Annotated in this window: 28 protein-coding genes; 12 read left to right on the top strand and 16 right to left on the bottom strand. The window is 71.0% G+C overall.

Annotated elements, in window-relative coordinates:
- Positions 1-6 precede the first annotated feature (6 nt).
- The gene (locus SY84_RS03460) at positions 7-1,005 is read left to right on the top strand and encodes a hypothetical protein (RefSeq protein WP_046842841.1); all 999 of its coding nucleotides are present in this window, start codon (positions 7-9) and stop codon (positions 1,003-1,005) included.
- Positions 1,006-1,184: 179 nt separating this feature from the next.
- Here the strand turns inward: SY84_RS03460 and SY84_RS03455 are convergent, their stop codons facing one another.
- Positions 1,185-1,880, bottom strand: a complete 696-nt coding sequence (locus tag SY84_RS03455) for a YqjF family protein (protein ID WP_046842840.1) — start codon at positions 1,878-1,880, stop codon at positions 1,185-1,187.
- 224 nt (positions 1,881-2,104) lie between these two features.
- Here SY84_RS03455 and SY84_RS03450 point away from each other — a divergent pair, with 224 nt between their 5' ends.
- Complete coding sequence (locus SY84_RS03450; RefSeq protein WP_052751028.1) at positions 2,105-2,563, top strand: PA2169 family four-helix-bundle protein; 459 nt, start codon at positions 2,105-2,107, stop codon at positions 2,561-2,563.
- Between the two features lie 92 nt (positions 2,564-2,655).
- Here SY84_RS03450 and SY84_RS03445 read toward each other — a convergent pair whose 3' ends face one another.
- From SY84_RS03445 to SY84_RS03400, 10 genes are all read right to left on the bottom strand, one after another.
- A complete protein-coding gene (locus SY84_RS03445; protein ID WP_046842838.1) occupies positions 2,656-4,392 on the bottom strand; it encodes a HAMP domain-containing protein in 1,737 nt (578 codons plus the stop codon).
- Positions 4,393-4,468: 76 nt separating this feature from the next.
- Positions 4,469-4,873 carry a hypothetical protein gene (locus SY84_RS03440; protein WP_168927149.1) on the bottom strand — a complete coding sequence of 135 codons (405 nt, stop codon included), beginning with the start codon at positions 4,871-4,873 and terminating at the stop codon, positions 4,469-4,471.
- Positions 4,870-5,667 carry a hypothetical protein gene (locus SY84_RS03435; protein ID WP_245621397.1) on the bottom strand — a complete coding sequence of 266 codons (798 nt, stop codon included), beginning with the start codon at positions 5,665-5,667 and terminating at the stop codon, positions 4,870-4,872. The genes SY84_RS03440 and SY84_RS03435 overlap by 4 nt, the downstream gene beginning before the upstream one ends.
- A gap of 236 nt (positions 5,668-5,903) precedes the next feature.
- On the bottom strand, positions 5,904-6,548 hold the full coding sequence (locus SY84_RS03430; protein ID WP_046842835.1) for a monothiol bacilliredoxin BrxC family protein: 645 nt from the start codon (positions 6,546-6,548) through the stop codon (positions 5,904-5,906).
- Between the two features lie 88 nt (positions 6,549-6,636).
- Complete coding sequence (locus tag SY84_RS03425) at positions 6,637-7,602, bottom strand: class I SAM-dependent rRNA methyltransferase (RefSeq protein ID WP_245621396.1); 966 nt, start codon at positions 7,600-7,602, stop codon at positions 6,637-6,639.
- A gap of 80 nt (positions 7,603-7,682) precedes the next feature.
- Entirely contained in the window at positions 7,683-8,606 is a 924-nt protein-coding gene (locus tag SY84_RS03420) for a phospho-N-acetylmuramoyl-pentapeptide-transferase (protein WP_046842834.1), read from the bottom strand.
- Between the two features lie 63 nt (positions 8,607-8,669).
- Positions 8,670-9,482 carry a hypothetical protein gene (locus SY84_RS03415; protein WP_046842833.1) on the bottom strand — a complete coding sequence of 271 codons (813 nt, stop codon included), beginning with the start codon at positions 9,480-9,482 and terminating at the stop codon, positions 8,670-8,672.
- Positions 9,483-9,524: 42 nt separating this feature from the next.
- Complete coding sequence (locus SY84_RS03410) at positions 9,525-9,983, bottom strand: hypothetical protein (protein ID WP_046842832.1); 459 nt, start codon at positions 9,981-9,983, stop codon at positions 9,525-9,527.
- A gap of 45 nt (positions 9,984-10,028) precedes the next feature.
- Complete coding sequence (locus SY84_RS03405) at positions 10,029-10,670, bottom strand: GNAT family N-acetyltransferase (RefSeq protein WP_046842831.1); 642 nt, start codon at positions 10,668-10,670, stop codon at positions 10,029-10,031.
- Positions 10,671-10,725: 55 nt separating this feature from the next.
- Positions 10,726-11,166, bottom strand: coding sequence for a 23S rRNA (pseudouridine(1915)-N(3))-methyltransferase RlmH (locus SY84_RS03400; RefSeq protein ID WP_046842830.1), 441 nt, complete (start codon positions 11,164-11,166; stop codon positions 10,726-10,728).
- A 137-nt stretch (positions 11,167-11,303) separates the two neighbouring features.
- On the opposite strand from SY84_RS03400, the gene SY84_RS03395 reads away from it, so the two are divergent.
- The 6 genes from SY84_RS03395 (at position 11,304) to SY84_RS03370 (ending at position 14,865) form a co-directional block, all read left to right on the top strand.
- Entirely contained in the window at positions 11,304-11,732 is a 429-nt protein-coding gene (locus tag SY84_RS03395; protein WP_046844901.1) for a hypothetical protein, read from the top strand.
- Positions 11,729-11,965, top strand: coding sequence for a hypothetical protein (locus tag SY84_RS03390; protein WP_046842829.1), 237 nt, complete (start codon positions 11,729-11,731; stop codon positions 11,963-11,965). The genes SY84_RS03395 and SY84_RS03390 overlap by 4 nt, the downstream gene beginning before the upstream one ends.
- Positions 11,958-12,908: a 16S rRNA (cytidine(1402)-2'-O)-methyltransferase gene (gene rsmI / locus SY84_RS03385; RefSeq protein WP_081424494.1), complete on the top strand. Its 951-nt coding sequence runs from the start codon at positions 11,958-11,960 to the stop codon at positions 12,906-12,908. Before SY84_RS03390 ends, rsmI begins: the two co-directional genes overlap by 8 nt.
- Positions 12,909-13,007: 99 nt before the next feature.
- Positions 13,008-14,015: a 6-phosphofructokinase gene (pfkA, locus tag SY84_RS03380; RefSeq protein WP_046842828.1), complete on the top strand. Its 1,008-nt coding sequence runs from the start codon at positions 13,008-13,010 to the stop codon at positions 14,013-14,015.
- A gap of 94 nt (positions 14,016-14,109) precedes the next feature.
- Complete coding sequence (locus tag SY84_RS03375) at positions 14,110-14,340, top strand: hypothetical protein (RefSeq protein ID WP_046842827.1); 231 nt, start codon at positions 14,110-14,112, stop codon at positions 14,338-14,340.
- A gap of 138 nt (positions 14,341-14,478) precedes the next feature.
- Positions 14,479-14,865, top strand: coding sequence for a Fur family transcriptional regulator (locus SY84_RS03370; RefSeq protein WP_046842826.1), 387 nt, complete (start codon positions 14,479-14,481; stop codon positions 14,863-14,865).
- A gap of 64 nt (positions 14,866-14,929) precedes the next feature.
- On the opposite strand, the gene era is transcribed toward SY84_RS03370, so the two are convergent.
- On the bottom strand, positions 14,930-15,850 hold the full coding sequence (gene era / locus SY84_RS03365; protein ID WP_046842825.1) for a GTPase Era: 921 nt from the start codon (positions 15,848-15,850) through the stop codon (positions 14,930-14,932).
- Between the two features lie 119 nt (positions 15,851-15,969).
- Here era and SY84_RS03360 point away from each other — a divergent pair, with 119 nt between their 5' ends.
- Entirely contained in the window at positions 15,970-16,575 is a 606-nt protein-coding gene (locus SY84_RS03360; RefSeq protein WP_046842824.1) for a Yip1 family protein, read from the top strand.
- Between the two features lie 60 nt (positions 16,576-16,635).
- On the opposite strand, the gene SY84_RS03355 is transcribed toward SY84_RS03360, so the two are convergent.
- Genes SY84_RS03355 through SY84_RS03345 form a run of 3 tightly spaced genes read right to left on the bottom strand, consistent with a single transcriptional unit; the run spans position 16,636 to position 20,258 of the window.
- A complete protein-coding gene (locus tag SY84_RS03355; protein WP_245621395.1) occupies positions 16,636-17,439 on the bottom strand; it encodes a transglutaminase family protein in 804 nt (267 codons plus the stop codon).
- Positions 17,440-17,487: 48 nt separating this feature from the next.
- Positions 17,488-18,441: an alpha-E domain-containing protein gene (locus tag SY84_RS03350; RefSeq protein ID WP_046842822.1), complete on the bottom strand. Its 954-nt coding sequence runs from the start codon at positions 18,439-18,441 to the stop codon at positions 17,488-17,490.
- Positions 18,441-20,258: a circularly permuted type 2 ATP-grasp protein gene (locus SY84_RS03345; protein ID WP_046842821.1), complete on the bottom strand. Its 1,818-nt coding sequence runs from the start codon at positions 20,256-20,258 to the stop codon at positions 18,441-18,443. The genes SY84_RS03350 and SY84_RS03345 overlap by 1 nt, the downstream gene beginning before the upstream one ends.
- A gap of 116 nt (positions 20,259-20,374) precedes the next feature.
- Here SY84_RS03345 and SY84_RS03340 point away from each other — a divergent pair, with 116 nt between their 5' ends.
- The 3 genes from SY84_RS03340 (at position 20,375) to SY84_RS03330 (ending at position 22,574) form a co-directional block, all read left to right on the top strand.
- Complete coding sequence (locus tag SY84_RS03340) at positions 20,375-20,680, top strand: hypothetical protein (protein ID WP_046842820.1); 306 nt, start codon at positions 20,375-20,377, stop codon at positions 20,678-20,680.
- Positions 20,681-20,828: 148 nt separating this feature from the next.
- The gene (locus tag SY84_RS03335; protein ID WP_046842819.1) at positions 20,829-21,269 is read left to right on the top strand and encodes a hypothetical protein; all 441 of its coding nucleotides are present in this window, start codon (positions 20,829-20,831) and stop codon (positions 21,267-21,269) included.
- 216 nt (positions 21,270-21,485) lie between these two features.
- Positions 21,486-22,574, top strand: a complete 1,089-nt coding sequence (locus SY84_RS03330; protein ID WP_046842818.1) for a 3-deoxy-7-phosphoheptulonate synthase — start codon at positions 21,486-21,488, stop codon at positions 22,572-22,574.
- A gap of 59 nt (positions 22,575-22,633) precedes the next feature.
- Here the strand turns inward: SY84_RS03330 and SY84_RS03325 are convergent, their stop codons facing one another.
- Entirely contained in the window at positions 22,634-24,604 is a 1,971-nt protein-coding gene (locus SY84_RS03325; RefSeq protein WP_052751027.1) for a family 16 glycosylhydrolase, read from the bottom strand.
- Positions 24,605-24,727: the final 123 nt, after the last annotated feature.

Below are 24,727 nucleotides of genomic sequence, written 5' to 3'. Positions count from 1 at the left end.
GCGCGCATGCCTCAATCCACGCCCGGCCCACGCCCGGCCCCGCTGCTGCTCCTGCCGGACCTGGGCGACCTGCTGCGGCTGCATCCGCAGTTCAACGCGGGCACCGTCACAGAACTCCTCGCGCACCTGGGGGCCCGCGAGGTGCGCTGGGCGTCCAGCCCGGACGCGGATCACCCGCTGCGGGACGCGCTGCCTGCCGCCGGGATCGACATTCACGACCTCCCGCTGCCCGACTGGGCCTGGGCGGACGCGGAACATGAGCAACTGCTGGGTTTCCTGAACCAGTACCCGCAGGGCCGCGAGCGGCGGCGCCGGGCGCAGGCGGCGGAACAGGCGCTGGCTGCGCTCGTCACCGCGCCGCTGGACCCGGCCCGCCTGCTGTCCCGCGGGTTCCTGGCCGAGGTGGAGGCTACCCGCGCGGAGGTCCGCGCCGCGCTGGACGAGGGGCCCGGCACCCGCTGGCGTCAGCGCCGCCTGGATGACCTCGCCGCGCGCCTGGACGGGCAGACCGGCGTGATCCTGATTCCCCTGGATGACCTGCCCACGCTGCTGGCCCGCCTGCCCGGCGCGGCCCTGCCCGACCTGACCGGCTTCCAGCCGGGCGAGGTGAGCCGCGTGCGCGCCCTGGCCGACCGGGCGTGGCAGCTGCGAGAGGAGGACGACCTGAACGCCCTGCTGGCCGCCCTGGACCGCGAGGCGGGCGACCGGGTCACGCCCCGCGCGGAACTGGACGCCGCCGCCGCCAGCATTCACCTCGCGGTGGGTGACCTGCCCGGCGCGCGCACGCGACTGGAACGCGCCGCGCACGCTCTGGACGACGGGCAGCCACGCAGCCTCGCCGGGCTGGTCCTGGCGCGGCTGGGGCAGGTGCGCGACGCGCTGGGTGACCGGGAACTCGCGCAGCGCACCTACCGCGCCGTGCTGGCCCTGAACCACGCCCCGCAGGTAGCCCGCGCCGCCGCCGAGGAGGGGCTGCGCGAGGCCTTCGCGCTGCACCTGAATTGATCCGGAGCCCGGCAGGTGGGATCAGGGATGGCCCGGATGCGGGCCTGCTCAACCTCTTCCCCCGGTCCGCCTCAGCGGGGGTCTTCCCCACGTGGAAGGCGGCGGGCCGGACCTGACCGCGGCGGCATGGGGGACGCTCCCGCCCGGCCTCGGTCGCTGGGCGGCGCCGTCTGGGCGCGTCACCGGACGCGGTCCAGCCACCTCGCGGTCACGTCCAGCCGCCCGGCGTGCAACAGGTGCGGCCCTCTGCTCAGGTCAAAGCCGTACCGCTCGCCCAGGGTGTTGACCCGCACCTCGGCCTGCGCGCGCCGCAGCGGCCACGCGGCGTGGTGGATGCGGCCCTGGAAGATCCGCCCGTCCGGCGACGCGCTGAACAGCCGCAGCCGGTCGGTCAGCCAGGCCTCCAGACTGTCCGGTGCGGGGGACAGGAGCGGCCCGCTCGGGCGGTAGGCACCCGCGAACGCGCCGGGCCCGGCACGCAGGTCGGTGCGGACACTGGCGTACCGCGTGACGTCCCCCTGCCGGTCCACCCACATGTGTGCCTGCCGGTAGGGCAGGTGGAAGAACGTGCGGGCCAGCGCCGCCGCCAGAGGCTGCGTCACGTCCAGCGAGTAGAACCACACCCCGCGTTCGCCGTTCACGGTCACGTAGGTGCGCAGGTTCAGCTCCGGGAAGGCACTCAGGCCCGGCACGGCAGGCACGAAGCGCGGGGCCACGTCCGCCATGCGGAACGGCACAACCCCGACATACGCCTGACCGTCCCGGGTGTCGACCTCCACTCCCCTGGGCAGCGTCGCCTGCACGGCGGCGGGCGGCACCGGCCAGTGCATGAAACAGAGGTCCAGCCATTGCATCCGCAGCACCCGGGGCGTCATCCCGTCCAGTGCAGCACACCCGCGCCCGCACTCGCCAGGGGCGCGAGGCCCGCATGTGAACTCGGCCAAGGGCCGCCCAACCCTGCGTGAACGCCCCCTTGGTGCAGTTATCAGGTTCAGGCCCCGCTGAGCTTCTAACCTGACGGCGTCTGACTTTCAGCCCGCCCAGCAGGCCCCGTCCGGGGTGGCGGCGCGGGCAGACCCCATCCACAGGAGGCACCACCATGACCATGACCAACGAGAACGTTCTCGACAAGCTCCAGTACCTCCTCGGGACCCTGCGCGACGGCCAGAAGGGCTTCGCCGACGCTGCCGAGCACGCCACCGACCCCAGCCTCAAGAGCCTGTTCTCCGAGCGGAGCGCCCAGCGCGCCCAGATGGCCAGCGAGGTCGAGGCCCACATCGGCCGCCTGGGCGACAAGCCCCGCGAGGGCGGCAGTGTCGGCGCGGCCCTGCACCGCACCTGGCTGAACGTCCGTGACGCCCTGACCGGCCGTGACGACACCGCTGTGGTCGCCGAGGCCGAGCGTGGCGAGGACGTCGCCGTCGAGAACTATCAGGACGTGCTGAAGGAAACCGAACTGCCCGCCGACGTGCGCAGCTTCGTCGAAGGCCAGTACGCAAAGGTCAAGGCCAGCCACGACCAGATCCGTGACCTGAAGCACAGCATGGAAGCCCGCTGATCCAGCGGACCTGAACCCCCACGAGCACGCCCCCCGCAGCCAGTCTACGGGGGGCGTGCTCGTGCCCTGAAGGGGTCAATGGCCTGGAACGGTCAGCTGCGGCGGCGGCGGCGCAGACGGTCCATCGCGGAATCCAGGCTCAGGCGCATGCGTTCCAGGGCCTGCGCGAGGTCACCGATCTCGTCGTTGCGCTCGGCGCGCACCGGGCGGCTCAGGTCACCCATGCTGATCGCGTCGGCCACCCGCACGAGGTCCTCGATGGGCTGCACGACGGCGCGCGCGGCCCGCAGCGCCAGGTACGCGGCAATGGCCAGGGCCAGCAGCGACACGAACATCACCAGGAACAGTGTGCGGCGCAGCGCCGCCTGCGGCTGCCCGTTCTCCACGCCCACCGCGACGGTGTATAGCACGTTCTCGGCGTCGGCTTCACTGGCGCGCTCGCTGCTCACGGCGCGCTGGCCGTTCTCCTGCTTCACCGTGATCTGCTGCACGATGTAGTTCACGTTCGTGACCGACTGGTTGGCCGGGTCCGCCGCCTGTTTTTCCAGCTTCTCGACGTCGTTGGCGGTGCCGCCCATGGCACGCATCTCGTTCGCCTGATCGCGGTACAGCGTTGCGGGAGAGATCCGGTCGCGGAACACGGCGCTGTTGGGATTTTCGATCAGCCAGTTGCTGACCTGCGCGTTCAGCAGATCGCTGACCTTGGGCACCTGACTGGAGAAGTAACGCGACCCGTCGCGCAGTTCGACCTGCACGAAGCCCACGCTGGAGTTCTTCACGAGCGCCTCGAGCTGCGGGGTGATGTTCTGCGCGCCTCGCGTCGGGTCGATGTTGCTCGCCACCGCGACCGCCACCGCCTGCGCGTTGCGCTGCACGAGGTTCTGCTGCAGCCCCGGCAGGGTCACGGCCAGCACGCCCAGCGTCAGCAGGCTGGACACGCCCAGCGGCACCAGCGCGCCGATGGTCATGCGGTTCCGCAGGCTGCTGCGGCGCAGTTTCGGGGCGTCGCTGTCCGGCAGGCCCGGCACGATGGGGTCCATCCCGGCGGCGCTGGGCACGGCCGCCACCTCGGGCGCGCTGGGGGCGGGCGCCGCGTCGGTCAGGGTCAGGGCGCCCGTGAAGTCCGACCAGACGTCCGCCGCCGGATCGGCCGCCCGGGCGGGCGCACTCGGCACGAGGGGTGCGCCGAACGCCGTTGCGAACGGGTCCGGGTCCGGTTCGGGCAGCCCGGCGGGCGTGGGGGGCGGCATCAGGGCAGTGGCCGCGTCGCCTGCGAAGGGGTTGGTGCTGCCCACACCCGGCGCGGATGGCGTCAGGCCGGGTGCAGGAGCGTTCCAGGCGACGGCTGGCATGAACTCGTTCGGCAGAGCACTTCCTGCAGCTGTCTCTGCCCTGAAGGCTCCGGCAGACAGCCCCGGCGCAGCGAACGGATCGGGGAGGGCGCCGCCGGGGGGCGTCAGATCCACGTCCGGCCAGATGCCCGACACGGACAGGGGCGCCTCGGCGCGGTCCGGGGCGAGCGGCGCGTCATCCGGACGGGCAGGCGCGGCGGGCCGGACGGGCGCCGAGAGCGTCTGGAAAGGTTCGCTGATGACGCTGGTCTCCTCGCGGACCTCCTCGAGGGTCACGTCGGCACCGACCGACTGGAACATGGCGAGCAGCAGTTCGGCGCGGGCGCGCCCGGTGGGTTTCATCAGGCGGCCGGTGCGGCGGTCACTGAGGCGCTGCGCCTGCTCGCCATTCAGGCCGAACCGTTCACGGAGCTGCTGCTCCAGTTCCGGTTTGCGTTCGCTTTGGACAGGCTGTCGGATGAGGACCGTGTACTTCATGGGTGTGCTCCAGGGGCCGGTGCGCCGGCAAGCCGGGCGGTGAGGGGCGGGCGGGAGGCCGGGTGAGCGGCGCGCGTCACGTCACGCCCCGGTCCCGCAGGAGACGGGCGAACAGCTGCACGCGTTCCGGCGTGAGCTGCCGCGCCAGTGTGGAGAGGGTGGCGTTCAGGGTGGCCTGCTCGCCCAGGTCGTCGAGCACCTCGTCGACCATCACGGCGGCCACCGGGCCGACCACGCCGGTCAGGCACTGGATGATCCGTTCGGCCAGTTCGTCACTGACCGGCAGGTCACGCTGCGCGGCGCGCGCCACCCACGCCGCGGCGGCGTTCAGGCGTTCCTGCACGTCCGGGACGGTCATGCCGGCCAGTCGGGCGACCTCGGTGACGTCGCGGGTGCCGTCCACGTGATGCATGACGCGCCACACGCTGAACGGCAGCGGCGTGCCGTCCTGCAGCCCGTCGGGCCAGACCGGGGCGCTCACCGCTGCTCCAGGCCCGACGCGGCCCACTCGGGCCGGTCACGCAGGTTCGTGATGGGCAGGTCCACGAGCCGCAGGCCCAGCCGCGCCAGCACGCCGCGCAGCGCGGCACTCAGGGCCGGCAGGAACTCGTCGACGGGGACCTCGTCCTCGATGCTCAGCTGGCCCTGGTGCAGCCGGACGTCCTGCGCGAAGGGGTCCAGGCATGGGTGGTCGTCCGCGAGGCGCATCGTGACCTCCTGCCACGCCGTGTCGAGCGGCTGCGCGCGGTTCGTGACGGCCAGCAGGTCCTGCCAGAAGCTGATCAGGCCCGCGCGGTTCGCCTCGGAGTTCGGCGTGAACAGCCACGCGCCGGCGCCGGTGTCGGGCAGGCTGCCGGTCAGGACACGGCCGGACAGCCAGTAGCTGCACGCCGCGCCGCTGACGACCAGGCCGTGGTACTGGCTGCGTTCCAGTTCGGCCTGCGCGTGCGGCCACGCGGCGGGCGCGGCGCGGCCCTCGACGTCGCGGGTGGTCCACAGCAGGTCCACCAGCCGCGCTGAGAGTTCCGTGAGGCTCACGCGGGCGCGCGGGAGGCCCTGCATGACGGTCGTCCAGCTGACGGGCTGCCCGGCGTGCGTGTAGCCGCCCAGCAGCGCGCCCTGGCTGAGCAGGAACCGCGCCCAGCGGTTGCCCTGCCACGCGTCAAAGACGCCGGTGAAGCCCTGGCTCTGGCGCGCGGCGAGATCGGCGGTGACGTCGGTCCAGGGGTAGTGGTCGGTGCTGATGGCGCTGTACACCGCCGCGTCAAGTGGCACGGCGACAGGGTGCATCAGTTTCGGGAGCGAGGCAGGCAGGGTTGGGTCAGACATTCGACTTCCGGGTGAGGTCAGGATGAGGTGGCGATCTGGGCTCCGGCAGGACTCCTTAAGGGATACCGCATCATGACACCCCGGCGGCTCTTACGTGCCGCTTACACCTGTAAAAAACCTCACGCCGCACCCTCCAACCATGAAGGATGCGGCGCCACGGACCCGGCCGGGCCGGTAGGAGATCAGCCCAGTTCGGTCAGGAGTTCCTGCACGCGGGCCTTCAGGTCCCCGCGGCCCTGCGGGGCGCCCAGCTGATGCAGCCCGCCGTGGTACGCGTCCGGGTCCCCGAACAGGCGCGAGAGCAGCTCGAACTCGCGCTGGCTGCGCAGGCTCGCGTCGTCGCGGAACATGTTCACGTACTGATCCTGGAAGGCCCAGTCGCTCAGCTGCCCGTCCAGGTAGGCGCGCATCAGGCGGCGATAGGGCTCGACGTTGTCGTCGGTCGCCACGCTCGCCACGCCCTCGCGGACCGGCACCTGCGCCTCGAACACCGGGCCCAGCGCCTGCGGGGTGATGTCCCAGTTGTTCACCTCGAACTGCGGCTGACCGTCACGGAACAGGATCAGCTGCGGGCTGTGGTGCACGATGCCGGTGCGCTGCGCGACGTGGTTGCTCGCGGGGCGCCAGTCCACCACGCGGATGAACCCCACGGGCAGGTCGTGGCGCTGCAGGAAGGTCTCCAGCACCCCGAAGCCCTGCATGGTCTTGTGGCAGGTGCCGGCCTTGAACACCGCGGCCAGCGGGTACTCGGTGAGGAACTGATCGACTTCCTCGGGGGTGGTCAGGGGCACGAGCACCTGCGCTTCGTTCTGAGCAGCTTGCGTCATACCCCCAGCATAGCGCCCGCTTTAGAAAACGAAGTGAGGCGGAGCACAAGCCGCCGCGTGATGCCCCCTGCCCGCACAGTCCACCCCCTCAGTCCAGGGTCCAGGCGTGCACCTTCAGGTGCCGCGCGCCCGGGTAATCCTCGCCCGCGCCCAACCGCTCCTGGACCGCGCCGCGCCGCCCGGCCGCCTCCAGGCCCGCCGCCGCCATCCGCTCAAACGCCGCGCCGTTCACGCCCGCGTGATTCAGCAGCGCCAGCACCTGCCCGCCCGGCGCCGTGACGCGCGCCGCCTGGGTCATCAGGCGCGCGTAGTCCCGTTCCGAACGCCACACGCCTCCCTTCCCGCGCGCGAAGCTGGGCGGGTCCAGCACCACCAGATCAAAGGTGTCCCCCCGGCGCTCCAGACGCGACAGCCACTCGAACACGTCCCCGAACAGGAAGTCGGTGTCCGGCGCGTCCAGGCCGCTCTGGGCGTAGTTCTCCTGCCCCCAGGCCAGCACCTTGCGGGACAGGTCCACGTTCTTCACGACCGCCGCCCCGCCCAGCGCGGCGCTCAGGCCGAAGCCGCAGGTGTACGCGAAGGTGTTCAGCACCCGCCGCCCCGCCGCGTGCCCGCGCACCCAGGCCCGCGCGGGGCGGGCGTCGGTGAAGACCCCGACGCTCAGGTCCGCGCCCGGGCGGATCAGCAGCGGCACCCCGGCCTCCAGCGCCGTCAGTTCTGGCCGCGCCTCGCCCCACACCGGGTCCGGGGGGGACAGGTCCTCGCGGGCCACGTTCGCCGCGTGCCGGGCCTCCACGGGCCGCCGCTTCAGGTACACCCCGGCCAGCCCGCCCGCCGCGCCGCAGGCCGCCGCCAGCGCCGCCTCGTCCGGCGGGGTCAGCGGCACGTACAGGCTGAGCACCCCGGCGTCCCCGGCGACGTCCAGCGTGAACTGTCCGCCCGTCTCGGTCAGGTGCGCGGCGCGGTACACGGTCGTGCCCAATGCGGGCAGCGCGGCGCGCGCCGCAAACAGGCGAGGCAGGTCAGGCAGGTGCAGGGGGTGAAACTCGGTCACACCCGAGTCTAGCGGCCCCGCCCCACCAGACAGGCGGACGGGGGAGAGGTCGCCCCCTCACCCCGCCCGCCCGGACCGCCTTAAGGTCTGCCGCCGAGCAGCCACCACACCAGGGCCGTCGCCACCGCCGACACCATCCAGAACCGCATGGTGACGTGCGTCTCGGGCCAGCCGATGTCCTTGTGCTCGAAGTGATGCTGGATCGGGGACATCTTGAACACCCGCTTGCCCCGCAGCTTGAACGACGCGACCTGAATGACCACGCTGAGCACCGCCACGACCGGGATGATCGCCGCGATGGGCAGCAGCCACACATCCGCGTACAGCACGTACGCGCCGGCCGCGACCGCCCCGATCGCGTGACTGCCCATGTCGCCCATGAACACCCGCGCCGGGTGCGCGTTGAACCACAGGAAACCCAGCAGCGCCGCGACCAGCAGCGCACTGACCGGGGACAGCGCCAGCAGCGGCAGCAGCACGATGATCGCCACGCCCCCCAGCAGCCCGTCCAGCCCGTCCGTGAAGTTGAAGGCGTTCACGCTGCCCACCATGACCAGCGTCAGCAGGATCACGTCCCCCACCGGCCCGAACCCCGGCACGAGCTCATGCGACGCCAGCGGCGCCGCGAAGTACGCGAAGACCAGCCCCACCAGGAACTGCAGCGGGAACTTCTCGCGGGCCAGCAGCTCCGAGCGGCCCCTGCCGGTCATGCGCGACCGGATCTTCAGCAGGTCGTCCACGCCGCCGATCACGCCCATCGCCAGCGCCGTCAGCCAGATGACCAGCTCGCGCGGCCCCCCGGCGTTCCCGGTCAGGTACAGCGGCAGGAACACCACGCTCAGGGCCAGCACGAAAGGCACGCCGCCCGCCGTGGGCGTGCCCTCCTTGACCAGATGCGTCTGCGGGCCATCCTGCCGCACCCGCTGCCCCCAGCCACGCGCCCTGCTCATACGGACGAACAGGCCCACCAGGAACCATGACAGCAGCGCCGTGACGACCATCATGGCCGCACCGCCCGGAACGCACTCAGTCTCGACATCTCAACCGCGGAGCCTACCACGCACGGCTCAGGCCGTCCGGTCCGCCAGCGCCTCCCGGGCCTCCTGCCGCACCTGCGCGGCCAGCCCCGCGGCCTCCTGCCAGCCCATGAGGTCCAGCGACTCCAGCAGGTCCAGGATCGCCAGGGCCGCGCCGGGCGTGCCGACCAGACCCGGCAGGCAGGCGTCCAGCCGCGCCGCCACGGCCGGGAACCGCACCTCGAAGCGGCGTTCCAGTCCGAACGCGTCGGCCCAGCCCGGCTGCGGGGTCGTCGCGTCGGCGGCCAGCGCCAGCGCGTGCCCTAGCGCGTACACCTGCGTGAACTGCCATGCCGAGAGCCGCTCGCCCCGCCGGAAGCGCCGCACGCCGATCAGCAGGTTCGTCAGTGCTTCACCCAGGTGGTGCGCCCGCTGCGCCGCGCTCAGGGGTTCCGTGCGCGCTGCCTGTGGGCGGGGATGCAGTGGCAGGTCCGCCGGGGCGTCCGGTGCGCGCCACACCACCCGCGCGTTCACGAACGCCGCGCCGCGCAGGGCCGCCTCGTCGAACACCGCGAACTCGCCGAACACCCCGCCTGCGAACAGCACCTTGAAGCCGTCCGGCGTGTTCCGGAACGCCTGAATCAGCCCGCCCCCCAGCCACGACAGGTCGTCCAGCAGCGCCTCCACCTGACCGGGGCGGGCCACGACGAAGAAATCCAGGTCCGAGAAGCGGTCCGCGCGGTCCAGTTCCGCCCCCACTGACCCCAGACCCAGCAGCGCCAGCGCCCGCCCCGAGGCCTCCAGGCCAGCGGCAATGAGGTCCAGGCGGGCCAGCAGGTGCGGGGCAGATCCGGGTGTGATCATGCCCTGTTGTACCGCAGGCACGGCGGGCGCCCGCGAGGAAGGTCAGTTCGCCAGGAAGCGGATGAAGTCGCGCATCTCGTTCACGCAGGTGCCCGCGTGCTTCGCGGCGGCGCTGCCCGTCACGGTCCGCAGCACACCCCGGTCACTGAGGTACAGCTGGCTGATGCGGTACGTTGTTCCGGCCTCGTGGTAGTCGTACGCCGCCAGGACACCCCACGCGCCGGCGCGGTCCACGGGCTGCGTCACGACCGACCGGACGCTGCGGCCCAGGCTGCCCTGGAGTTTCAGCGCGAACGCGCGGGCGTCCTCGGCACTCGTGAAGGTCGGGAAGGCCTGCCCGGAGCGTTCCTCGCGCATCAGGCAGGCGCCGCTGGCGTCCGTCCAGAAGTTCGCGTCGCCGTTCACGGGCGTCCAGCCGGTCAGGGGGACGATCAGGGCCTGCGCCGGGCTCAGCAGCGCGGCCAGCGCGGCAACGAGATTGGCAGCTGGTCGGCGGGTCACGCCCGGCAGTCTACCCGGGGCTTTATGACAAACTTGCTGAATTTCTCATGAAGCGCGTCCCTCCCCCGAACGGGGGGAATCCCCCGGGAGCCGCGCCAGCAGCCCCGCGCGCACCTCCGGCCACTCGCCGCGCAGGACGCTGAACATCACCGAGTCCCGCGCCGACCCGTCCGGGCGCACCTGATACGCGCGCAGCACGCCCTCCTCGGTGGCGCCCAGGCGGCGCATGGCCCGCAGGCTGCGCTCGTTCAGGGCGTCCACCTTGAAGTGCACGCGGTTCGCGCGCAGCACCCCGAACGCCCGGTCCATGACGAGCACCTTCGCGTCCGCGTTCACGCCGGTGCCCTGCGCCCCGGGCAGCAGCATCGTCCCGACCTCCACCCAGCGGTCGGCGGCGTTCACCTCGCTGTAACTGATGCGGCCCACGACCCGCCCCGACGCCCGAGACCGCACCGCGAAGTTCACGCGGCGCGGCAGGGCGTTCAGTCGCTCCACGTACGCCGCCCAGGCCTGCGGGGTGTTCTCCTTGGGGCCGCCACGCGCCAGGAACCGGATGGTCTCCGGGGTCGCCCCGGCACTCAGGTCCGCGCCGTGTTCCGGGCGCAGGCCTTCCAGCGTCACCAGCCGCCCACACAACTCGGGCGTGTCGAACCACTGTTCGGCGGGGGCAGGGGTCATCTCGCTCATGCCGTCCACCCTACGCCCATCCCCCTGCGCTCAGCATCCCTCTGCGCCCGTCGGGTCAGCCCCGGTGATACGGTTCGCCCGCACTGATCGTGCTGGCCCGGTACAGCGCCTCCGCGAGCACCACCATCGCCAGGTCGTGCGGCAGGGTCAGCTGCCCCAGCCCCCACAACAGGTGCGCCCCGGCCCGCAACTCGTCGGTGTGTCCGTCCGGCCCGCCGATCGCGAAGGCCAGTTCGCCCACGCCCGCCACGCCCTGCGCGTCCAGGTACGCGCTCAGACCCTCGGACGTGAACTGCCGCCCGCGCGGATCGAGCAGCACCAGTGGCGCCCGCCCGGCGGCGCGGCGCACCGCCTCACTCTCCAGCGCCTGGGTCTTGCCGGTCACGCGCGTCACCTGCACCTTGTGGTACCGGCGCAGCCGCTTCTCGTACTCGTCCCACCCGGCGCGCGCGTACGCCAGCTTCGGTTCCCCCACGGTGATCAGGTGCAGTCGCACATCCCGCACCCTACCACCGCGTGCGCCAGGACGGCCCGCAGCGGACTTCATGACCGGATGAACGGTGCGGCGGGCGCCCGTGCCGCTAGACTGTGGCGCATGAGTGGCGTGAAGGTCCGGCGGGCCGGGGTGGCAGCGTGAACTACGCGGCGACCCTGGCGGTGCTGGTCGTGCTGGCGTTCTGCTTCCCGCTGACGGTGCAGCTGGCCGCGCAGGTCGGTGTGCCGGAGGCGGTCGCGCTGTCGCTGCTGGGCGCGCTGGGGACCTTCGGGCTGGCGACGTTCACGGTCCGGTGGCAGGTGAACCGGCACCGGGCGCGGCTGTCGCTGCTGGAAGCGGCGCGGGCGCAGGTGGCGGCCGATCCGCAGAACCCCCGGGCGTACTTCGTGGGCGGCGAGCACCTGGGTACGCTGCTGCTGCGCCTGGACCGGCGGCGCGAGGCGGCGGAGGTCATCGACCGTTACGCGCGCCTGGGCGGGGCGCGGGAGTCCGAGATCGTGGCGCTGCGCGAGGCGCTGTCAGCGGCGGAGCGGCGGCGTCACCGCGCGCAGGGGAGGGAAGCATGAAGGCCTACAAGGGCGTGGTCGAAAATGGCGTCGTGGTGATCGTGGGTGGCCGCCTGCCGGAGGGCACGGTGGTGACCGTGACGGTCGGTGAGGGTGAACTGCTGCGCGCGCGCATCACGAACGTCCTCAAGCGTCCCCGCAAGGTCCGGGTGCGGCTCAAGCCCACGCCGGGCCTGGCGATGGAGGGACTGGTGCAGTCCGGTCCGGGCGGCATACTCGGCAGCGATGACTGAGCCGGAGTTTCCTGATACCCCCGACTTCGACCTGCCCGGCGGGCCGCCCGATGATCTGAACGGCGACCTGCCGGAGGATCTGCCTGCCGACCTGCCGGACGCGGCCCCGGTGACGATCCCGGACGGCGCGCGGGTGTGGCTGGTGCCCACCCCGGTCGGGAACCTGGGGGACATCACGCTGCGGGCGCTGGAGGTCCTGCGGGCTGCCGACGCCGTGGCCTGCGAGGACACCCGCCGCACCGGGGCGCTCCTGACGCATCTGGGCATCAAGAAGCCGCTCGTGCGGCTGGACGCGCACACGATGGGCCGCGCGCCGCAGGTGCTCGAACGGTACGCGCGGCTGGCGTACGTGAGCGACGCGGGTACGCCCGGCATCAGTGACCCGGGCGCGGAACTGGTCGCGGCGGCGCTGGCGGCGGACGTGCCGGTCGAGGCCCTGCCGGGCGCGACGGCGTTCGTTCCGGCGCTGGTGCTGTCGGCCCTGCCGACCGGGCGGTTCACCTTCGAGGGCTTCCTGCCCCGTTCGGGCCGCGACCGCAAGGAGCGGCTCTCGGCGGTGGCGGCCCGCGCCGAGACGACCGTGCTGTACGAGAGTCCGCACCGGTTGCACGCCACCCTGGCCGACCTGCAGGGCGCCTGCGGACCGGACCGGGCCACGAGCGTGACCCGCGAGCTGACCAAGCGTTTCGAGGAGACGGTGCGCGGCACCCTGGCCGAACTGGCCGCGCGCTTCGAGTCGGGCGTGCGGGGCGAGATCGTGGTGGTTGTCGCGGGCCGCCCGGAAGGCGAGCCGGTGGGCGCCGAGGTGGATCACGCGGCGCGCGCGCGGGAGCTGGCGGCGCAGGGCCTGAGCACTCGGGATATACGTGATCTTCTCATCCGGGAGGGTTTGCGTAAGAATGACGCTTATGCACTGGCGCTCCAGGCGACCTCGGACGCCTGACCCCGGCGCGCGGCCCTCGCCTCACCGGGCAGGGCGGCGCGGCAGCCTGGAAGTGCTTCCACGGTGCCACCCCTACCCCCACTGACAGCGAGGCCCAGCATGACCGAACCCCACTGCGACCCCCACCCCAACCCCGCCGGCATCAAGCGCGTGGCCGTCCTCACCAGCGGCGGGGACGCCCCCGGCATGAACGCCGCCATCCGCGCCGTCGTGCGCACCGCCACCTCCCAGGGCATCGAGGTCATCGGCGTCCGGCGCGGCTTCTCCGGCCTGCACCGCGGCGACTTCATCACCCTCGGCCCGCGCGACGTCGCCAACACCCTCCAGCGCGGCGGCACCATCCTGCTCTCGGCGCGCAGCCACACCTGGCGCACCCCCGAAGGCCGCGCCCGCGGCGCCCGGCACCTGCGCGCCCACGACGTGGACGCCCTGATCGTCATCGGCGGCGACGGCAGCTTCCACGGCGCGCACTTCCTGCAGGAGGAACACGGCATTCCCGTCATCGGCCTGCCCGGCACCATCGACAACGACCTGTACGGCACTGACCACACCATCGGCTACTTCACGGCGGTGGAGACCGCGCTGGACGCCGTGGACAAACTGCGCGACACCGGCGCCAGCCACGAACGCATCTTCGTGATCGAGGTCATGGGCCGCCACGCCGGGCACATTGCCCTGGACGTCGCGGTCGCGGGCGGCGCCGAGGAGGTCTTCATCCCCGAGGACGCCAAGGAGGTCGCGGGCGTGCTGGACATCGTCAGGGCCTCGGTGAAGAAGGGCAAGATGGGCAGCATCATCATCGTCGCCGAGGGCTACCCCGGCGGCGCCACCGGCGTCGCGCAGGCCATCCAGGACGGCACCGGCATGGAAACCCGCGTGAGCATCCTGGGCCACATCCAGCGCGGCGGCAGCCCGGTCTCATCGGACCGCATCCTGGCCAGCCGCCTGGGCGAGGCCGCCGTGTACGCCCTGATGGAAGGAAAAAGCGACGTCATGGTGGGCCGCCAGAACCACGAGACCAGCTTCACGCCCCTGGCCGACACCTGGGAGAAACGCAAGGACGTCAGCCGCGACCTGTACCGCTGCGCCAAAACCCTGAGCATCTAGGACCCTGAGCAGCTGAGCGGCGCCCGGGTGAATCTCCAGCCGACATGAAGGGCGCGTTCAGGCGCGCCCCACGCCCGGGCGGTAGCGTGACCCCATGACCGACGACAAGCGCGAGATCAGGACCGAGGACGAGATCAGCAACGTGGACCTGCAGTTCATGGGCCGCAGCAACCCCGAAGCGGAGATCGACGCCGCCGTGGACGCCGAGAACAAGGCCCCCAACGACTACCGCAAGGAAGGCCTGGACAAGCAGGACGTCGCCATGACCCAGACCATGGACGCCAGCGACCCGCCCAGCACCAACATGGGTGATACCGAGCAGTAAGGTTGCCCGCCGTTCTCTGCGCCGTCTGCCCTGACGCTGTCAGGCAGGCGGCTTCGTGTAGGGGTCTCAAGGTCGTCAGGGCTCCCGCCCGCCACGGTTATTGATCCGGCTGTATCAAAAAATGGTAGACTGGCAGGTATGACCGTCTCACGCAGCACCCGACAGCGCGACGTGATCACCCGCGTCCTGCACGACGCCGAGGGACCCCTGGGCGTCGGTGACGTGCTCGAACGCGCCCGTACGGACCTGCCCGCTCTGGGCGTCGCCACGGTCTACCGCACCCTGAAACTCCTGACCGACCAGGGCCGCATCCACCCCGTCACCCTGGACGGCGAGACCCGCTACGAGGCCAGTGGCAAAGGTCACCACCACCACTTCGCCTGCACCCGCTGCCAGCGCGTGTTCACGCTGCACACCTGCCCGGTCGCGCTGCCCAGCGGCACCGTCTACCCCGGCGGGTTCATCGTCGAGGCGCACGAGGTCACGCTGTACGGCCAGTGCCCGCAGTGCGCGCAGGCCAGCTGACACGCCGGATCACCACTGAAAACAGGCCGCCCTGTTCTGGGGCGGCCTGCTGTGCGTACAGCGGTTACTCGTAGCCGAGTTCGCGCAGGGCCTCGACGTCCTCGCGCCAGCCGGGAATCACGATGACCTCCAGCCCCAGGTACACCTTGCGGTCCAGGAAGACCTCCAGCTGCTTGCGGGCGGCCTGACCGATCTCTCGCAGCTGCTTGCCGCCCGAGCCGATCACCATGCCCTTGTGCGCGTTCTTCTCCACGACGATCTCGCCCTCGATGCGCTGCAGGCCGTCCTCGCGTTCCGTCCAGCGGTTCACGCGCGTGGCGACCGCGTACGGCAGTTCGTCGCGCAGCTTCTTCATGGCTTCCTCGCGGATGATCTCGGCGGCCCACTGCTCGCGGCTCTGGTCGCTGGCCGGGCCCACCGGGAAGAAGAAGGGGCTCTCGGGCAGGATCTCCAGCAGCTGCTCGCGCAGGGTCGCCACGGCGTTCGGGTTGTTCTGCGCGCTGAGCATCGTGTCGCTCAGGTCGGCGTCGCGGCCTTCCAGCAGCGCGCGGTACAGCTTCATGGCCTCGTCGGGGTACTTGGCGGCGTCGGTCTTGTTGCCCACCAGGAACAGCGGTTTGGGCAGCTCGCGCACCTGCCGGGCGACAAGCTGGTCCTCGTCTGTGGGCGGGTGGCGCAGGTCCACGACCCACACGACGGCGTCCACGTCGGCCAGGGCGCTGTGCACCTCGTGGTTCATGTACTTGCCCAGCGCGTCCTTGGGCTTGTGCAGGCCCGGGGTGTCCACGAACACGATCTGGCGGTCGCCGCTGGTGTGAATCCCGCGCACGCCGCGGCGCGTGGTCTGGGGCCGGGGGCTGGTCGGGGCGACCTTGGTGCCCAGGAAGGCGTTCAGGAGGGTGCTTTTGCCGACGTTGGGCTTGCCCACGATGGCCACGAAGCCGGAGTGGGTCTGCTCGCCGGAGGTAATGGAAGGTTCCGTCATCGCGCAGCATTGTGACATGCCGGGCCGTGGGCAAAGGTGCCCCCGCCCGACCTGATGATGAAGAGAGGGTGAAGGCGTGATGGGGCAACTTCGCTGGCGCGGCAGGCGTACTCCGTGCCATGAGAAGCCCAGTGACCAGCGGTCCCGAAAGCAGCGTGCAGGACATGTTCGCCCAGAGCGTCGCCGTCCTGAGCCGCCCCGGCCCCGCCACCTTCGAACGCTTCGAGCGTCGCGGCGGCCTCACCGGCGCCCTGATCTACGTCATGATCGCCGCCGGGGTGTCGGCCGTGATCGCCGCGCTGTTCGCGGGCCTGCACAGTGACGTGACCTTCTTCGGGCAGCTCCTGAGCCGCCTGATTGGCGTCCCGATGGGCTTCCTGGCCTTCACCGGCGGCGTGTACCTGATCGGCCGGAACCTCTTCCGGGGCACTGGCACCTACCCCGAGGTCGCGTACTCCTTCGCGCTGTTCTATGTGCCCCTGAGCATCGTCAGCACCCTGATCGGCATCATTCCCATCCTGGGCTGGCTGGCCATGTTCGTGATCGGGCTGGCCATGATCTACTTCGGGTTCCTGGCCGTACAGAGCAGCATGAACCTGCGCGATCAGACCCAGGCGATCGTCACGCTGGTCCTGGCCTGGATCGCCCAGATGGTCGTGGTCGGCATGATCGGCACCGTGATCACCGGGATCTTCCTCGCGGGACGCGCCGTCACCGGCAACTGACCTTCACCGCACAGGGGCGGGCCGACCGGCGACCGGTGGCCCGCCTCCCTTCCTGTCCTGCTAGGACTCGCCGTACACGTACACCGCCACGGACATGCTGCCCCTGCCGCCGCCGTAGTACGTGCCGCGCACCGGGGAGACGTCACTGTACTCGCGGCCATGCCCGATCTTGATGTGCTTCTCGCGCGCCACGCAGTTGTTCGTGGGGTCCAGGCCCAGCCACCCGTAGTCCGGCACGAAGCATTCGACCCAGGCGTGCGTGGCCTCGGCGCCGCGCATCTCGCCGCCGCTGTACAGGTAGCCGCTCACGTACCGCGACGGGATGCCCAGCTGACGCGTCACGCCCAGCATCGCGTGCGTGAAGTCCTGGCACACGCCCCGCCCGTGCTGCGCGAACTCCGCCAGCGGGGTGTCCACCTCCGTGGCGCCGGTATCGTACGTGAACTGCGAGTACAGGAATGAATTCAGATTCTGCAGGTACTCGCCCAGATCGTCGCGGTCCTCCGGGCGTGTCACGCCGAACACCTCGGGCCACGCCCCGGCAGGGACGCGTGGACACGGCACCAGGAACTCCGTCAGCGGCCCGCGCGCGCCCCGCAGCGCGGCGACCGGCGTGGGGACCGGGTCAGGCAGGGCGTGCGTGTCCACCATCGCCTGCGCCTCGATCCGCAGCTGCGTGTGCTGCTCATGCACGTGCACGTGATGCACGATCGCGCCGAAGTAATCCTTGTGGGAGGTCACCTCTGCCTGGGGCACCACGTGCAGGTGAAAGGACCGCACCGACTGCCGCGCCTCCTGCGTGGGATGTAGACGCACCTGATTGAACGAATCCCACGCGGCTTTCGGGTAGCGGTACTCGGTCACGTGCCGGATCTCACACCGCACCGCGACCCCCCCATGCAGGCGCGCCGCTCATTCCTGCTCGAAGTACGCCGCGGTGATCGCCGCGCCCACACCGTTCACGTCCGTGAGCAGGTCCGGCAGGCCCGGCTGACGCCGCAGCAGGATGTCGTCCACGTCTGCGAATTCCAGCCGCGCCACCAGCCAGCGTGACAGTCGCAGCACCTCCGGATGCTCGCCCGGGTGGCAGCGGTCGATCTGCTCCAGCGCGTCGTGCAGGTTCTGCGCGCTGTAGCGCACGCTGCGCGGGAAGTACTCGTCGAGCAGCAGGAAGCCCGCGATCAGGCGCGGGTCGATCCCGGCGTGCACCCGCTTGCGGTACGCCTCGTAGGCACTCGCCCCCTTGAGGACCTGTGCCCAGCGCTGCTCGAGCTGCATGGCCGCTGCCGGTTCCAGCGCGCCGCGCAGCGCCTCGGGCGTGAGGCGGCCCTGCAACACCCGCAGCGTGTTGTCGGCCCGTTCGAGCATCTGCCCGGCGCGCATGAACGACCAGCCCTCGTCGCGCGGCAGGGTGGCGAACGCGATCCCGAAGAAGAACTGAGACGCGTCGCGCGCCGCCACGCAGAACTCAAACAGCCCGTCGCGGTCAAGGACGTCCCCGGTCTCGAAACACAGGTTCAGGTACGCGCGGTTCACGGCCTCCCACATCTCGCTGGGAATCCGGTCACGCAGCCCCCGCGCGTTCGACCGGGCGTACGCGAGGCTGCTGGCGATACTCGACGGGTTCTCCCGGTCGAAGGCCAGCCAGGACCCCACGCTGCGGGTGTCCACCCGCCCGTAGCGGGCACGCAGGGCCTCCTCGCCGCCCGTGAGGTCCAGCAGCGGCCGCCAGTGTTCCCGGGCGCTGCCCGCGGATTCCAGCGTCGCGTAGTAGTTCACGCTCAGGAGCCGCGCGGTGTTCTCCGCGCGTTCCATGTAGCGGCCCATCCAGAACAGGTTCTCGGCCAGTCGCGAGAGCAGCAGCATCAGCGGTCCTCCCCGTCAGCGCCCAGCTGATCCTTCTCCAGCTGCTGCTGGAAGGAATGCGGGCCCGGACTGTCTGCCGGAGCCAGGGCCGGAGGGGGCGGCGCGTCCGCTGCGCGCTGGCTCTCGCTGTACGCGGCCACCTGGGCCTCGTCCGCCGCCTGCGCGCGGTGTAGCGCCGCGTGGTCCGCCAGCTGCGCCAGCGACTGCGCCGAGACCTCGCCGCCCAGCGGGACCGCGCCGAAGCCCCCCTGCCACTGCGACTGAGACTGGGATTGCGTCTGGGATTGACCGCCACCCGACTGCGACTGGCTCTGGGACTGCGAGGGCGCCTGCCCGGGCGACGTATCGCCGTGCAGCAGCTGCGTCATGCCCAGCGGCGCCGCCGGACCGTCGTGATCGAGCACCCAGGTGTCCTTGCTGCCCCCACCCTGCGAGCTGTTCACGACCAGACTGCCCCGGCGCAGCGCCACCCGCGTCAGGCCGCCCGGCACGATCGTCACGTCCTGCCCGAACAGGATGTATGGCCGCAGGTCCACGTGCGCCGCCTCGAAGCCGCCACTGTCCGGGTAGAAGGTCGGGTGCCGTGACAGGCCCACCACGGGCTGCGCGATGAAGTCGCGCGGATCACGCCGCACCTTCTCCAGGTACGCCTGGATCTCCTCGCGTGTGGCGGCCGGGCCGATCAGCATGCCGTACCCACCGGCCTCGCCCACCGACTTGAACACCAGATCCTGCGCGTTTGCCAGCATGAACTCCAGGTGCTCGGCGTTCCAGCCCAGGTACGTGGGCACGTTGTTCAGGATCGGCGTCTCGTTCAGGTAGTAGCGGATCATGTCCGGCACGTACGCGTACACCGCCTTGTCGTCCGCGACGCCCGTCCCGATGGCGTTGGCGATCGCCACGCGCCCCTGCCGGTACACGTCCACCAGCCCCGCCACGCCCAGCGCGCTGTCCCGGCGGAACGCCAGCGGATCGAGGAAATCGTCGTCGATGCGGCGGTAGATCACGTCCACCTGCCGCCGCCCGCCGGTCGTGCGCATCCACACCCGCCCGCCGTCCACGAACAGGTCGCGCCCCTCGACGAGTTCCACGCCCATCTGCTGCGCGAGGTACGCATGCTCGAAGTACGCGCTGTTGTACATGCCGGGCGTCAGCACGACCACCGTACCGTTCTCGCGCGGGCTGCTGGCCAGCAGCAGCTTCAGCAGCGCCGACGCGTAGTGCTGCACGGGCCGCACGCCCTGGCCCTCGAACATGCCCGGGTACACGCGGGTCATCGCCTGCCGGTTGGCCAGCAGGTACGACACGCCGCTCGGCGAGCGCAGGTTGTCCTCCAGCACGAGGTACTCGCCCTGCTCGTTGCGGATCAGGTCCGTGCCCACCACGTGCGTGAACACCCCGCCGGGCGGCAGCACGCCATGCACCTCACGCCGGAAGTGCGCCGAGGTGTACACCAGCTCTGCCGGGATCACCCCGTCCCCCAGAATCTGCGCGCCGCTGTAGATGTCCGCCAGGAACGCATTCAGCGCCCGTACCCGCTGCGTCAGGCCAGACTCGATGTGCGACCACTCGCTCGCCGGGATGATGCGCGGCACCGGATCGAACGGGAACGTCCGCTCGGTGCCCTGCGCGTCCCCGTACACCGTGAACGTGATGCCCTGATTGCGGAAGGCCAGATCCAGCAGCTGATGCCGCCGCCGGAATTCCTCCACGCCCAGCGCGTTCAGGTACGTCTCGACGCCCTGATAGTGGGCGCGCGCCGCGCCGAGTGCCGTGAACATCTCATCGTAGAACCTGCTGCCCGGCTCGTACCTCATTGCTTATCCAGCCCCCCGCGTCCATAGAGATGCACCAAGATACGCAGCCGCGCGCCGCACCCGCGAGTCATGAGAGGCGACATGAAGAAAGCCGCACCCGGGCTACACTGCCCCCCATGACCGGAACCCCCGTTTCCCCCAACGACCGCGCCCGCCTGGATCAGGTGTTCATGCAGGTCGTCCTGGATGTCCAGGCCCAGGCGCAGCAGACCGCGCCCGCCCAGGGCGGCAGCCTGGCCGCCATGTTCCACAAGGAGACCGTCAGCGACGCCCTGCAGGGCTGCGCCATGCTGATCGCCGGGTGGAACCAGGGGCGCGTGGACGACGCCGGACTGACCCGCACCACCAAGGCCCTGCGCGCCCTGGACCTGCCCGACCTGGCCGCCCGCGTGGAGAAACTGCGTCAGATCGCCGACGCCTGAGCCCAGAGGTGAACGCAGGCGGCCGCGAGCATGAGGGCCGGAACGCGGCCTTCAGGGTGCGGCGGCCCATGGTCGCTTGCTACCCCGGGTGCACTGCCCCTGACGGGCGGATGCCGCGAATCCCGGCAGGCAGCGCGTACCATGACACATGCCGCTGCGATTCCTGAAACGAGGAGAGCCCGACGTCCAAGACGTGAAAACATCCCGCACCGAGCGCTCCCGGCGAGAGGACCGCTTCGAGCAGGACCTGCGCGAGGCGCTGCGCGGCCAGAAGGTCGAGGTGCTGGGCCCGGTCGTGCTGCGGGACGTGCTGGCCTTCACGATCACCCCCGAGCGGCCCAGAGGCGCGCTGGAGCATCTGGCGCAGGTGAAGGTGGATTTCGCGCTCATCAACCCGCGCACGCGGGTGCCGTTCGCCGGTCTGATCCTGTCTTCCCGCGCGTACGGCCGGGACCGCCGCCGCCCACCCACCCCCACGACCGAGGACGCCGGCGCGCAGCGCGCCATCGTGACGGTGCTGCACCTCAACCCCAACCTGCTGCCCGACGCGGCCGCCATCCACGAGGCGCTGCGCCCCTACCTGTCGTGAGGCGCGCCCCGCAATGCATACGACCTGTCTGCATGTGCCCTAGACCGCCTGCCGGCGCCCGCACGCTGCTGGGGCCTACACTGCGGCCCATGACGACGCGCGGCTTCTTTTATTGGTTCGGTTCCCACCGGGCCTAGTCGCGTTTGCATTCCACCCCCCGACGCCCGGTGAGCCCACAAGCCACCGGGCGCTGCCTTACACCCCAGGAGCCCCGCCATGACGCACCCCGAACCCACCATCCACGCTGGCCGCACCGAGAACCTGAACGTGAGCGGCTTCACGCCCCTGATCACCCCCCGCGCCCTGAAGGCCCGGCACCCCCTGACCCCCCAGGCCGAGGCGACCGTGCTCGCGGGCCGCCGCGCCGCGCAGGACATCCTGCATGGCCGCGACGACCGGCTGCTCGTGGTGGTGGGCCCCTGCTCCATCCACGACCACGAGCAGGCGCTCGACTACGCCCGCCGCCTCGCGGGGCTGCGGGAACGCGTGAACGACCGCCTGGAAGTACACATGAGGGTGTACGTGGACAAACCCCGCACCACCGTCGGCTGGCGCGGCTACCTGCTCGACCCGGACATGAACGGCGCCAACGACATCAACAAGGGCCTGGAACTCACCCGCAAGCTCATGGTGCAGGTCAGTGAACTGGGCCTGCCGGTCGCCACGGAACTGCTTGACCCGTTCGCGCCGCAGTACGTGTTCGACGCGGTCGCCTGGGCCTGCCTGGGCGCGCGCACCACCGAAAGCCAGACGCACCGCGTCATGAGCAGCGCCGTGTCCGCCCCAATGGGCTTCAAGAACGGCACGGGCGGCGGCATCAAGCTCGCCGTAGACGCCATCGTCGCCGCGCGCGCCTCGCACGCGTTCTTCACCATCGACGACGACGGCCAGGCCTGCATCGTGCATACGCTCGGCAACCCCGACGGGCACGTCATCCTGCGCGGCGGCCGCGGCGGCCCCAATTACGCCCCGCAGTTCGTGAAGGAAGCCGCCGGACTCATGACCGCCGCAGGCCTGCCCCCGGCGGTCATGGTGGACTGCTCGCACGCCAACAGCGGCTCGGACCACACCCGCCAGAGCCTCGTGTGGCGCGACGTGCTGCACCAGCGCGCCGCCGGGCAGGACGCCGTGCGCGGCCTGATGATCGAGAGCAACCTCCGCCCCGGCAAGCAGGGCATCCCCAGTGACCTGAGCACCCTGGTCCCCGGCCTGAGCGTCACGGACGCCTGCGTCGGCTGGGACGAGACCGAGGCCCTGCTGCTCGAGGCGCACGCCGCGCTGGGCCGCGAGCGCGTCACGGGCTGATCCCGCGACGAACGTCCCCCACCCCGGCGCGCAGTCGGGGTGGGGGAGAGCCCCTCAGGTCAGGGGTTCTGCACGAGGCGGAAGTCACGGAAGCTCAGGCCGTAACTGCTGCCCGCCGCGCCGACCGCGCCGAGGATCTGGAACTGCGCGCCGATGTTGGTGACGGGCGCCGTGAAGGTGTACGTGAAGGTCTGCTCGGTGGCGCCCAGGGCGGCCTTGCCGTCCAGGTAGCGGGCGTAGCTGCCGCCGTTCTCGCCGATGACCACGGCGACCTCGCGGGCGTCGCTGGCCCTGCCCTTGAAGGTCAGGGTGTAGGACTTCCCGGCGGTCAGGGGCACCTCGGCCTGGTTCAGCTGCACGTGCCAGTTGTTCGCGGGGTCCACGTCCTTGACGTTCAGGGTGATCACGCTGCCACTGATACCCGTGGTGAGGCGTTCGGGCACGTTGCTCCAGGTGGTCCAGTACGCGCTGCCGGGCACGCCCGGGATGCCGGGAACGGTGGCGGTGGCGTCCTGCGTGAACGCGGCGTTGTACAGCAGGTTGCCGTCCGCGGCGGGTGGGCGCGCCCCGGCGGCCGTTCCGACGCGCCGCACGACCACGTTGTCGAACCACACCGGGCCGGTCCCGGCGTTCCCGAGGTTGAATTCCAGGCGGGCGGCGGCGTCGGTGGTGGCCTTCATGTCGAAGGTGACGGTCTTGCGTTCCTTCGTGGTGCCGATCTGCACGGGCTGCTCGCCGGAGTACGCGGCGTACCCGCGGTCCTGCCCGCCGCCCACCTTGAGCATCATGGGGCGGGCACTCTGCGCCCAGGCGTCGAAGCTGACCTCGTACTTGCCGCCGGACTCGATGTTCAGGCCGTCCTGGCGGACCTGCACGGCGTAGTTCACGCTGCCCGCGTTGGTGACGTCGGCCTTCAGGGCCCCCGCGTCGTTGCTCAGGGTGACCTGCCCGTCACTGGTGTACAGCGTCCAGAACTTGCTGTTCGCCGCGCCGCTGAGGCTGGTCGTGTCGGGCGTCACGCGCGGGTCGGTGTCGGACCAGTCGAAGGACCCGTTGTACACGAGGTTCCCGTCGCTCAGGGCCGGGCGGGCAGGTTTCGGCGTCCAGGGGTAGGTCATGTCGGGGTGCGGTCCGGCGCTGCCGGTCTCGTTCTGCATGCCGTACACACGGACGTAATCCACGAGCATCTGGCCCTGGTCGGGGGTGGTCGCGTCGGGGTTCCCGTCGAAGTTGCCACCCACGGCGAGGTTCAGCAGCAGGTAGAAGGGGCGGTCGAAGGGGGCGGGCCACGCGTTCAGGTCGGCGTCGCTGGTGGGGGGATTGTTCTTGGCGCTCCACCACTGGGTCTTCTCGCTGGTGAGTGTCCCGTCGATGAACCACTGGATCTTGCCGGGCGTCCACTCGACCGCGTACGTGTGCCACTGGTCCATCGTGCCGCCGTTCGGGAAGTTCACGGTGGTGCCGGAGTACACGTTGTTGGGCCACACGCCGCCGTAGTGGATGGTCTGCGCGAGTTCGGTGGGTTTGCTGCCCCAGCCCTCGGCGATGTCGATCTCACCGTTCGCGGCCCAGCTGGCGTAGGGGCTGGGTTCCTCGGGCAGCATCCAGATGGCGGGCCAGAAGCCCTTGCCTCTGGGGAACTTCGCGCGGATCTCGAACTTGCCGTAGGTGCGGCTGAACTTCCCGGCGGTACGGACGCGGCCGGACGTCCAGTCGAAGGTGCCGGTGGTGCTGCCGGCAGGGCCGGTGATCTTCTCCTTGCGGGCGGTGATCACGAGGTTGCCGTCCTGCACGCTGACGTTGCTGGCGCGGTCGGTGTAGTACTCCAGTTCGTTGTTGCCCCACCCGGCCACGTAGTCGCTGCCGGCCATGAAGCCGTTGCCGATCTGGTAGCCCCAGCGGCTGGTGTCGAGGCTGTTGCCGCTGAATTCGTCCTGCCAGACGGGCGTGGCGGTGCTGGCGTTCGTGAGGTTACACGCGCCGAGGAGCAGGGTCAGGGGCAGCAGGAAGGGCAGGGTGGAGCGGGGCATGGGATCTCCTTGGCGCGTCGGGCGCAGGACAGGGGAGACGTCACCGACCGGTGCAGGCCGGACGGCATGGTGGACCCCGGCAGGTGGGGGTCGGCGGACGGTGGATTGACCGGAGCGTAAGCC

Source organism: Deinococcus soli (ex Cha et al. 2016) (assembly GCF_001007995.1).
GTDB classification, from domain to species: domain Bacteria; phylum Deinococcota; class Deinococci; order Deinococcales; family Deinococcaceae; genus Deinococcus; species Deinococcus soli.
The sequence above is the reverse complement of the archived record's forward strand: the minus strand, read 5'-3'. Positions and strand labels throughout refer to the sequence as shown.

What these genes read in the sequence shown, in the direction of transcription:
- SY84_RS03460 (WP_046842841.1), top strand. Translation starts at nt 7, where the DNA reads ATGCCTCAATCCACGCCCGGCCCACGCCCGGCCCCGCTGCTGCTCCTG.
- SY84_RS03455 (WP_046842840.1), bottom strand. Translation starts at nt 1,880, where the DNA reads ATGACGCCCCGGGTGCTGCGGATGCAATGGCTGGACCTCTGTTTCATG.
- SY84_RS03450 (WP_052751028.1), top strand. Translation starts at nt 2,105, where the DNA reads ATGACCATGACCAACGAGAACGTTCTCGACAAGCTCCAGTACCTCCTC.
- SY84_RS03445 (WP_046842838.1), bottom strand. Translation starts at nt 4,392, where the DNA reads ATGAAGTACACGGTCCTCATCCGACAGCCTGTCCAAAGCGAACGCAAA.
- SY84_RS03430 (WP_046842835.1), bottom strand. Translation starts at nt 6,548, where the DNA reads ATGACGCAAGCTGCTCAGAACGAAGCGCAGGTGCTCGTGCCCCTGACC.
- SY84_RS03420 (WP_046842834.1), bottom strand. Translation starts at nt 8,606, where the DNA reads ATGATGGTCGTCACGGCGCTGCTGTCATGGTTCCTGGTGGGCCTGTTC.
- SY84_RS03415 (WP_046842833.1), bottom strand. Translation starts at nt 9,482, where the DNA reads ATGATCACACCCGGATCTGCCCCGCACCTGCTGGCCCGCCTGGACCTC.
- SY84_RS03405 (WP_046842831.1), bottom strand. Translation starts at nt 10,670, where the DNA reads ATGAGCGAGATGACCCCTGCCCCCGCCGAACAGTGGTTCGACACGCCC.
- SY84_RS03390 (WP_046842829.1), top strand. Translation starts at nt 11,729, where the DNA reads ATGAAGGCCTACAAGGGCGTGGTCGAAAATGGCGTCGTGGTGATCGTG.
- rsmI (WP_081424494.1), top strand. Translation starts at nt 11,958, where the DNA reads ATGACTGAGCCGGAGTTTCCTGATACCCCCGACTTCGACCTGCCCGGC.
- pfkA (WP_046842828.1), top strand. Translation starts at nt 13,008, where the DNA reads ATGACCGAACCCCACTGCGACCCCCACCCCAACCCCGCCGGCATCAAG.
- SY84_RS03375 (WP_046842827.1), top strand. Translation starts at nt 14,110, where the DNA reads ATGACCGACGACAAGCGCGAGATCAGGACCGAGGACGAGATCAGCAAC.
- SY84_RS03370 (WP_046842826.1), top strand. Translation starts at nt 14,479, where the DNA reads ATGACCGTCTCACGCAGCACCCGACAGCGCGACGTGATCACCCGCGTC.
- era (WP_046842825.1), bottom strand. Translation starts at nt 15,850, where the DNA reads ATGACGGAACCTTCCATTACCTCCGGCGAGCAGACCCACTCCGGCTTC.
- SY84_RS03360 (WP_046842824.1), top strand. Translation starts at nt 15,970, where the DNA reads ATGAGAAGCCCAGTGACCAGCGGTCCCGAAAGCAGCGTGCAGGACATG.
- SY84_RS03350 (WP_046842822.1), bottom strand. Translation starts at nt 18,441, where the DNA reads ATGCTGCTGCTCTCGCGACTGGCCGAGAACCTGTTCTGGATGGGCCGC.
- SY84_RS03345 (WP_046842821.1), bottom strand. Translation starts at nt 20,258, where the DNA reads ATGAGGTACGAGCCGGGCAGCAGGTTCTACGATGAGATGTTCACGGCA.
- SY84_RS03340 (WP_046842820.1), top strand. Translation starts at nt 20,375, where the DNA reads ATGACCGGAACCCCCGTTTCCCCCAACGACCGCGCCCGCCTGGATCAG.
- SY84_RS03335 (WP_046842819.1), top strand. Translation starts at nt 20,829, where the DNA reads ATGCCGCTGCGATTCCTGAAACGAGGAGAGCCCGACGTCCAAGACGTG.
- SY84_RS03330 (WP_046842818.1), top strand. Translation starts at nt 21,486, where the DNA reads ATGACGCACCCCGAACCCACCATCCACGCTGGCCGCACCGAGAACCTG.
- SY84_RS03325 (WP_052751027.1), bottom strand. Translation starts at nt 24,604, where the DNA reads ATGCCCCGCTCCACCCTGCCCTTCCTGCTGCCCCTGACCCTGCTCCTC.